General features: G+C 68.9%; 8 protein-coding genes. 4 read left to right on the top strand and 4 right to left on the bottom strand.

The annotated features are described in order from the left end of the window. The 4 genes from HUU95_RS03940 to HUU95_RS03925 all read right to left on the bottom strand — a co-directional run. Positions 1-178, bottom strand: a 178-nt coding sequence (locus HUU95_RS03940) for an Ada metal-binding domain-containing protein (protein WP_302480090.1), incomplete at its 3' end; no start/stop codon positions are given. Positions 179-318: 140 nt separating this feature from the next. After that, complete coding sequence (gene ppa / locus HUU95_RS03935; protein WP_174278911.1) at positions 319-870, bottom strand: inorganic diphosphatase; 552 nt, start codon at positions 868-870, stop codon at positions 319-321. Between the two features lie 12 nt (positions 871-882). Next, a complete protein-coding gene (locus HUU95_RS03930) occupies positions 883-2796 on the bottom strand; it encodes a M61 family metallopeptidase (RefSeq protein ID WP_174278910.1) in 1914 nt (637 codons plus the stop codon). A gap of 110 nt (positions 2797-2906) precedes the next feature. Next, entirely contained in the window at positions 2907-3560 is a 654-nt protein-coding gene (locus HUU95_RS03925) for a DUF1345 domain-containing protein (protein ID WP_438827198.1), read from the bottom strand. Between the two features lie 49 nt (positions 3561-3609). Here HUU95_RS03925 and hisS point away from each other — a divergent pair, with 49 nt between their 5' ends. The 4 genes from hisS to HUU95_RS14835 all read left to right on the top strand — a co-directional run. Beyond that, the gene (gene hisS, locus HUU95_RS03920) at positions 3610-4962 is read left to right on the top strand and encodes a histidine--tRNA ligase (RefSeq protein ID WP_254602605.1); all 1353 of its coding nucleotides are present in this window, start codon (positions 3610-3612) and stop codon (positions 4960-4962) included. After that, positions 4959-6032, top strand: coding sequence for a peptide chain release factor 1 (gene prfA, locus HUU95_RS03915; protein WP_174278909.1), 1074 nt, complete (start codon positions 4959-4961; stop codon positions 6030-6032). The genes hisS and prfA overlap by 4 nt, the downstream gene beginning before the upstream one ends. A gap of 120 nt (positions 6033-6152) precedes the next feature. Continuing rightward, positions 6153-6962 (top strand): peptide chain release factor N(5)-glutamine methyltransferase, encoded by an 810-nt coding sequence (gene prmC / locus HUU95_RS03910; RefSeq protein ID WP_174278908.1) that lies wholly within the window; start codon positions 6153-6155, stop codon positions 6960-6962. A gap of 226 nt (positions 6963-7188) precedes the next feature. Continuing rightward, positions 7189-7765 (top strand): DUF4167 domain-containing protein (locus HUU95_RS14835; protein ID WP_174278907.1); only part of this gene is annotated, 577 nt, incomplete at its 3' end.

Here is a 7765-nt window from a genome sequence, read left to right as displayed (position 1 = left end):
CGAGCGAATCGTGCAGGGCGACATTGCGCGGGTTCGCGGCGCGCGAGGGGCAGGACGGGCGGCAATATACGCCGGTCGTGGCGACGGAGTACCAGAAACGGCCGTCGGCGGCCCGGTCGCGCGCCAGCACGCGCGCCCAGCGCGGGTCGGCGGCTATGTCGGGCGCGGGGCGGGGCATGAGCGGTCATCCTGCTGTGACCTTCGCGTGGGCGGAAGGTCCTGATCCCCCCGACCTACCCGCGACGCCGGCACCGCCGCGCTCCGGCGCTTGCGCTCGAATCCAAAAGACGCCGCGTCGATCTCGCGGGATGCGGGACCTTATGCCGCGTACGGCTCCTTGGGGTGCGCCTTGTACCGCTCGATCGCCTCCAGCACGATCTGGCGCGCCTCGGCCGCGTCGCCCCAGCTGCCGACGCGAACCCACTTCTCGGATTCCAGGTCCTTATAGTGTTTGAAGAAATGCTCGATCTGCGCGAGCACGATCGAGGGCAGGTCGCCGCGCTCGCCGACGTCGGAATAATAGGGAAAGGTCGTGTCGACGGGGACGCAGATCAGCTTCTCGTCGCCGCCATGCTCGTCTTCCAGGTTGAGCACGCCGATCGGCCGCGCGCGGACCACGCAGCCCGGGATGAAGGGCGAGCGCGCGATGACCAGCGCGTCGAGCGGATCGCCGTCGGGCGACAGCGTGTGCGGCACGAAGCCGTAATTCGCCGGATAGCGCATCGGCGTGTGCAGGATGCGGTCCACGAACAGGGCGCCCGACGCCTTGTCGAACTCATACTTCACCGGTTCGCCGCCGATCGGCACCTCGATGATGACGTTCAGGTCTTCCGGTGGGTTCTTGCCCGTCGGGATCAGGTCAATGCGCATGAGGGTTCCGTCTCACTTGGAGGCCAACAGACGATCAAGACCGCCATCGGCGGTGCCGGTCTTAACCAGGTGTGGATAGCGCAGGCCACCATGGTAGTCGATCGTGACCGCCTTCACTTGGTCGTTGTGCTTGACCACCAGCCGGATCGGCTGGTTGCTGCCCTTGGCCGCCGTGATCGCCGCGTTGAGCCGTTCGGGTGAATAGGCGCCGTCGCCGACGGCCAGCAGCTGCGCGCCGACCACCAGCCCCGCCTTGAACGCCGGCCCGTCCCACAGCACGCCGGTGACGTTGCCGGTCGAATCGGCGCCCATCCCGATCGAATAGGTGAAGTCGGCGCCGCGCGTCCGCGCGCCTTGCTGCGACACCTTGGTGGGCTGGTCGGTATAGACCAGTTTGTACCCGCCCTTGGTGAAGCCGTCGAGCGGCGCGCCGCTGCTGGTCTGGTTGACGCGCTTGTCGAGGAACCCGGCCCAGTCATAGGGCACGACGCCGTTGAGCGTCCTGACCACGTCGTCGACGGTGTAGGTCAGCTCGCCATAGTCGCCGTCGCGCATGCCGTAAAAGGCGCGGGCGAAGTCGTCGATCGACTTGGCGCCGCCGCTCCGCTCGCGGATCACCTCGTCCGCGTCGAGCCAGATCAGCAGGCCCTCGTTGTAATATTCCTCGCCCCGCTGCCACGACGCCCAGCCTTTCGGGCGCCGGGCGTTGAGGCTCTCGTCATAAGTGGTGTCGAACAATGCGCGCCAGCGGCGGCCGGGCTGGGTATCGAGCTGTGCCGCGATCCCGGCGAGCTGGTCCAGCGTGTCCTCCTTGCTCACCAGCCCCGAGCGCGCCTGGAGCACATAGCCCCAGAACTGCGTCTGGCCTTCATAGACCCACAACAGGCCGGGGCGCATCGGCTGGTCATAGGCCGGCACCCACAGGTCGGCGGCGCGGCGGAACTTGCCGTCCCAGCTATGCGTGTACTCGTGCGGCAGCAGGTTGCGCGCCGCGATCTGGCTGTCCCATTCGGTGAAATAACCCGGGCGCGTGCCGTCCTCCGAGCTGCGATGATGCTCCAGCCCCGAGCCGCTGGTCTGGTCGGAAATCGACAGCAGGAAATGGTAATTGTCATAATGCTGCGCGCCGAACAGCTTCACCGCCTGTTCGACCAGCCGCGTGTGCGCGGCGATCTGCTCGGGCTTGGCGACCAGCTCTTCCGGCTTGTCGGCGAAGGTGTCCAGCGTCACGCGCGGCGTCAAGGCATAGGCCTTGTAGTAGCGCCCCGCCAGCACCGGCGAGTCCATCAGCACCTCGTAGTTGCTGAGCTGATAGCGATAGGTCTGGCCGGTGTGGGTGGACGGCACGGCGGAGACGGCGGTGAAGCCGTCCGGGTATTTCACGGTCGCGGCGACGGGGATGTCGCGGACGAAATAGCCGGCCGGATAGAGGCTGGCGCTGATCCACTGCAGGCGCAGCAGGTCGGGCGAGGTGAACACCGCGCCCTCGTCGGGCTTGACCGCGCCGACGAACTGGAAGGCCGCTTCCACCTTCCTCGTGCCGGCGGGCACGTCGATATGGAAGGCGAACAGGTTCACCGGGTCGCGCCGCCACGGCAGCACGGTGTTGCCGGCGCGGAAGGTCAGCCCGGTCAGCTTCTCGATCTGGCCGGACGGCGCGTGGTTGCCGGGGATCCAGTGCGGGTAGAAGAAGACGGTGTCGCCGCTGGCGGTGACCGGGATCGTCTCCTTGACGTCGAAGATGCCCTGCGACGGGTTGGTCGCGTCGATATCGAGCGCGATCGTGCCCGGGAACGGCCGGTCCTGCGGCGGCGCGATCGGCGCGGGATAGGGATAGGGCTGCGGTGCCGAGTTGCCGGACGGCACCTGCGCCAGCGCGGCGGTGCCGGCGCAGAGCAGCAGGACAGCGAGACCGGACCGGAGCATGCACGACACCTTCGACTGAAGCGCCGCGCCTTACGCGGCGCGAATGCCGGCCGTCCAGCCCGTTATCCCGCGCCCCGCTCCCACCCCGACGAAGTTGCCGGCAGGGGCGGCTAACCGCCCCCGATCACGTTGATCGTGAAGGCGAGCACGCCCAGGTTGAACACGAAGGCGAGCATCGTGTGGCCCAGCACGACCCCGCGCACGCGCCGCGACGTGATCTCCACGTCCGAGGTCTGGAACGTCATGCCCAGCGTGAAGCTGAAATACAGGAAGTCCCAATAATCAGGCTCATCGCAATGCGGGAAGTCGAGCCCTCGATCGTCGCCCGGCCGCCCGTTCGCGTCGCCGTAATAGAGGTGCGCGTAATGGAGCGTGTAGATGGCGTTGGCGAACAGCCAGGCGAGCACCAGCGTTGCGACCACCAGCACGATCGCGACCGTGTCGTTCTTGCCCTGCAGTTCCTTGGCGACCGCGACCAGCACGACCAGCATGACGACGCCGGTCAGCCCCAGCAGCACCGCGCGATTGGCGTCGTTGCGTGCCGCCTGCGCGCGGATCTGGTTCGCCTCGCCCCGGCCGAGCAGCGGCGCGATCGAGACGAGGAAGATCAGGCTCGCGCCGTCGAACGACGCGAGCACCGCGCGCCCGATGCCGAGCGCGTGGCTCGACGCTGCGGTGGCGACGACGAACAGGATCGCGAAGAGCAGGAAGCGCGGCGGCGCGATCCGCTTGCCGAGCCGGAGGGGGTCGTGGGCCATCGCCATGGTGCCCGCCTAGCGCTTGCCCGCGCGCTCGCCTAGAGAGCCGCGCCACATGAGCAAGACACCGCCCAAAACTCCCCAACGCGTTCGGGGCACGCAGGACATCTGGGGCGAGGAACAGCGCCGCTTCGCGCACGTGCTCGACACGTTCGAGCGTGTGCGGCGGCTGTATTGCTTCGGCCGCGTCGACGTACCCGTGTTCGAGGCGACGGAGGTGTTCGCGCGCTCGATCGGCGAGACCACCGACGTCGTGTCGAAGGAGATGTACAGCTTCGCCGATCGTGGCGGGGACTCGATCACCTTGCGGCCCGAGTTCACCGCCGGGATCGCGCGCGCGTTCGTCGGCAATGGCTGGGCGCAGCACGCGCCGATGAAGCTGGCGACGAGCGGGCCGGTGTTCCGCTACGAGCGGCCGCAAAAGGGGCGGTTCCGCCAGTTCCACCAGATCGACGCGGAGGTGATCGGCGCGCCCGAGCCGGCGGCGGACGTGGAGCTGCTGGCGATGGCGGACCAGCTGCTGGCCGAGCTGGGCATCGCGGACGGCGTGACCTTGCGGCTCAACACCCTGGGCGACGCCGCGACGCGCGACGCCTGGCGCGCGGCGCTGGTGACACATTTCGAGGCCGCGCGCGATGCGCTGAGCGAGGACTCCGTCGCGCGGCTGGAGCGCAATCCGCTGCGCATCCTCGATTCGAAGGACCCCCGCGATCGCCCGGTCGCGGACGCCGCGCCGGACATCGATGCGTATCTGACGACGGAGGCGGGGGCGTATTTCGAGGCGGTAACGAGGGGGCTGGACGCGGCGGGGGTGGCGTGGACGCGTGACGCGCGGCTGGTGCGCGGGCTTGATTACTACCGCCACACCGCGTTCGAGTTCGTGACCGACCGGCTGGGCGCGCAAGGGACGGTGATCGGCGGCGGGCGGTATGACGGGCTGATCGAGACGCTGGGCGGGCCGCCGACGCCGGGGGTGGGCTGGGCCGCGGGGGTGGAGCGGTTGGCGATGTTGATCCGCGACCGTAAGGAAAAAGTTACTGATTTCATTGTCGTGGCCGACACTGACCACGCTGTTCCGCTCGCGCTGAAAATCGCCAGTGATTTGCGTAAGGCAAAGCGGTCGGTGGACACGGTATTAGTTGGATCCCCCAGAAAACGAGGTGAGAAGGCTTTTCAACGCCGTCCAAAAGGTGTGATTTTTGTTCAGCCTCATTCTGACGCCCTGTCCCTCCTAACTCTTAAGATCGGTTCGGGTTACGACACCGAGCGTCAGCAGAGGTCGGTGTTTCAGTGGTTTAGGAGGGGATTGCGACTGCCTGTTGTTAGCGGTCCTTCCACTCTGGAGGAAGCTGACAACTTCATTTGGGATGGCATCACTTTTACCGTTGGTTGGCGGAAAGCCGCATGACCCGCATCTCTCCCGAGCGCATCCGGCAGATCGAGGCGCGGCGTGACGAGTTGGCGGCGCAGATGGCGCGGGGCGACCTGCCGTCCGAGCGGTTCGTGGCCGTGTCCAAGGAATATGCCGAGCTGGAGCCGGTCGCCGCTGCCGCTGGCGAGGTGCGCCGGTTGCGGCAGGAAGGCGAGTCGCTTCGGTACATGACGCAGGACGCCGATCCCGAGCTGCGCGCGATGGCGGGCGACGAGCTGGCCGGCAACGAGACCGCGCTGGCGGACGCGGACCGCAAGCTCGCGCTGGCGCTGCTGCCCCGCGACGCGGCGGACGAGCGCGCGGCGATGCTGGAGATTCGGGCCGGCACGGGTGGCGACGAGGCGGCGCTGTTCGCGGGCGACCTGTTCCGTATGTACCAGAAGTTCGCCGAAGGGCAGGGCTGGCGCGTCGAGCTGATCTCCGCGTCGACATCCGAGGCGGGCGGGTTCAAGGAGGTGGTCGCCGGCGTCGAGGGGCGCGGCGTCTTCGCCAAGATGAAGTTCGAGAGCGGCGTCCACCGCGTCCAGCGCGTGCCCGCGACCGAGAACCAGGGTCGCATCCATACCTCCGCCGCGACGGTGGCGGTGCTGCCCGAGGCGCAGGAGGTTGACGTCCAGATCGAGGACAAGGACCTGCGCATCGACATCTATCGCTCGTCCGGGCCGGGCGGGCAGGGGGTCAACACCACCGACTCGGCGGTGCGCATCACCCACATCCCGACCGGCACGGTGGTGATCCAGCAGGACGAACGCAGCCAGATCAAGAACCGCGCCAAGGCGATGAAGGTGCTGCGGACCAGGCTGTATGAGGCCGAACGCGAGCGGCTGGCGAACGAGCGGTCGGGGTCGCGCAAGGCGATGGTCGGCTCGGGCGATCGGTCGGAGCGCATCCGCACCTATAATTTCCCGCAAGGGCGCGTGACTGATCACCGCATCAACCTGACGCTCCACCGCCTGCCCGAGGTACTGGAGGGTGAGCTGGACGAGCTGATCGGCGCGCTGGTCGCGGAGGACGAGGCGGAGCGGCTGGCGTCGCTGGATGGGTGAATCCTGCTCCCCTCCCGCTTGCGGGAGGGGCCGGGGGTGGGCTCGACGCCAGTCCCGAGTGGTTCACGCGCGGTGAGGGAAAGCCCATCCCCCGACCCCCTCCCGCAAGCGGGAGGGGGAATGAGGCAGGCCCTCGCCTTCGCTACCCACCGCTTCGCCTTCTCCGCCACGCCGCGTCTCGACGCGGAGCTGCTGATGGCGCACGCGCTGAGCATCACCCGCGAGGCGCTGCTGCTCGGGCGGCTGGACGACCCCGTTCCGCCCGCCTTTGCCGTTCTGGTCGAGCGGCGCGCCGCCCACGAGCCGGTCGCTTACCTGACCGGCGTCCGCGCCTTCTGGACGGTCGAGCTGGCGGTCGGGCCCGGCGCCCTGGTGCCGCGCGCCGATTCGGAGACGCTGATCGAGGCGGCGATCGCGCACTTCGCCACCCGCGCGCCGACCCGCATGCTCGACCTGGGCACCGGCCCCGGCACGCTGCTGCTCGCCGCGCTCGACCAGTGGCCGGGCGCGACGGGGCTGGGGATCGATGCCTCGTCCGATGCGCTCGCCTACGCGCGGGTCAACGCGGCGGCGCTGGGGCTGGCCGCGCGCGTGGCGTGGCGGCTCGGCGACTGGGCCACCGGAGTCGATGAGCGGTTCGACCTCGTCCTCGCCAACCCGCCCTATATCGGCGCGGACGAGCCACTCCCGCCCGAGGTGCGCGATCACGAGCCGGCGGTGGCGCTGTTCGCCGGCGCGGACGGTCTCGACGCCTATCGCGCGCTCGTGCCTCAGCTGTCGCGACTGCTCGCGCCGGGCGGCGTCGCCTGCCTGGAGATCGGTGCGACGCAGGAATTGGCGGTGGTGGCGCTGGTCCGGGCGACGGGACTGGGCGCGACCGTCCGCCGCGATCTGGGTGGGCGCGACCGTTGCGTCGTCGTCACCGCTTGACCGGCGGCGGCGGGCGCCCCACATTCCGATTGCGGGGCGACCGACCACCTTCTAGACCGAGGGGAGGCGATGATCCGGTGAAGCCGGATCGGGAAATCGTCCGCAGCTTAGGTGATGCAACGCCGCGCCGTCTTTGACGCGTGGCCTTGTCCAAGCCGCCCGGACGGTCCGGGCGAGCGCCCCGGTTCGGAGCGACCGACCAAATCTTGGTTGAAGGACACGATTCTTGATCAACAATCGGCAGGGCGGCGGTGGCGGCCGTCGGCGTGGGCGCGGCGGCAATAATAGCGGCGGTGGCGGTGGCGGTGGCGGTGGCAACGGGCCGCGCGGACCCCAGAACAACGGTAGCCGGATCGACAGCCGCGCGCGCGGTAATGCCACTCAGCTTCTGGAGAAATACAAGAACATGGCCGCCGACGCGCAGCGCGCGGGCGATCGCGTCAACACCGAATATTATCTCCAGTTCGCCGATCATTATTTCCGCGTGGTGAGCGAGCAGCGTGGCCGCTTCGAGGACCAGCAGCCCCGGCGGGGCCGCGACGACTTTGACGCCGACGGCGATGATGAGTTCGGCGATGAGGGCGAGCCGGTCCGTGGTCGCGAGGGCTGGGATGCCGCGCCCGAGCCGGTGCGCGCCGAGCGTGACGAAGGTCAGCGCCGCCGTGAGGCCGGCGATGATCGCCTCCGCGATGGTGGCCAGCGTGAGAGTCAGCGGGACGGGGCCCAGCGAGATGCGGCTCAGCGGGATGCGGGCCGAGGCCAGTGGCGCGATCGGCCCGAGCGGCCGCGCGCCGACGCTCCGG

This window comes from Sphingomonas bacterium (genome assembly GCF_903643065.1).
Classification (GTDB): domain Bacteria; phylum Pseudomonadota; class Alphaproteobacteria; order Sphingomonadales; family Sphingomonadaceae; genus Sphingomonas.
This window is presented reverse-complemented; position numbering and strand designations above follow the sequence as displayed.

What these genes read in the sequence shown, in the direction of transcription:
- ppa (WP_174278911.1), bottom strand. Translation starts at nt 870, where the DNA reads ATGCGCATTGACCTGATCCCGACGGGCAAGAACCCACCGGAAGACCTG.
- HUU95_RS03930 (WP_174278910.1), bottom strand. Translation starts at nt 2,796, where the DNA reads ATGCTCCGGTCCGGTCTCGCTGTCCTGCTGCTCTGCGCCGGCACCGCC.
- HUU95_RS03925 (WP_438827198.1), bottom strand. Translation starts at nt 3,560, where the DNA reads ATGGCGATGGCCCACGACCCCCTCCGGCTCGGCAAGCGGATCGCGCCG.
- hisS (WP_254602605.1), top strand. Translation starts at nt 3,610, where the DNA reads ATGAGCAAGACACCGCCCAAAACTCCCCAACGCGTTCGGGGCACGCAG.
- prfA (WP_174278909.1), top strand. Translation starts at nt 4,959, where the DNA reads ATGACCCGCATCTCTCCCGAGCGCATCCGGCAGATCGAGGCGCGGCGT.
- prmC (WP_174278908.1), top strand. Translation starts at nt 6,153, where the DNA reads ATGAGGCAGGCCCTCGCCTTCGCTACCCACCGCTTCGCCTTCTCCGCC.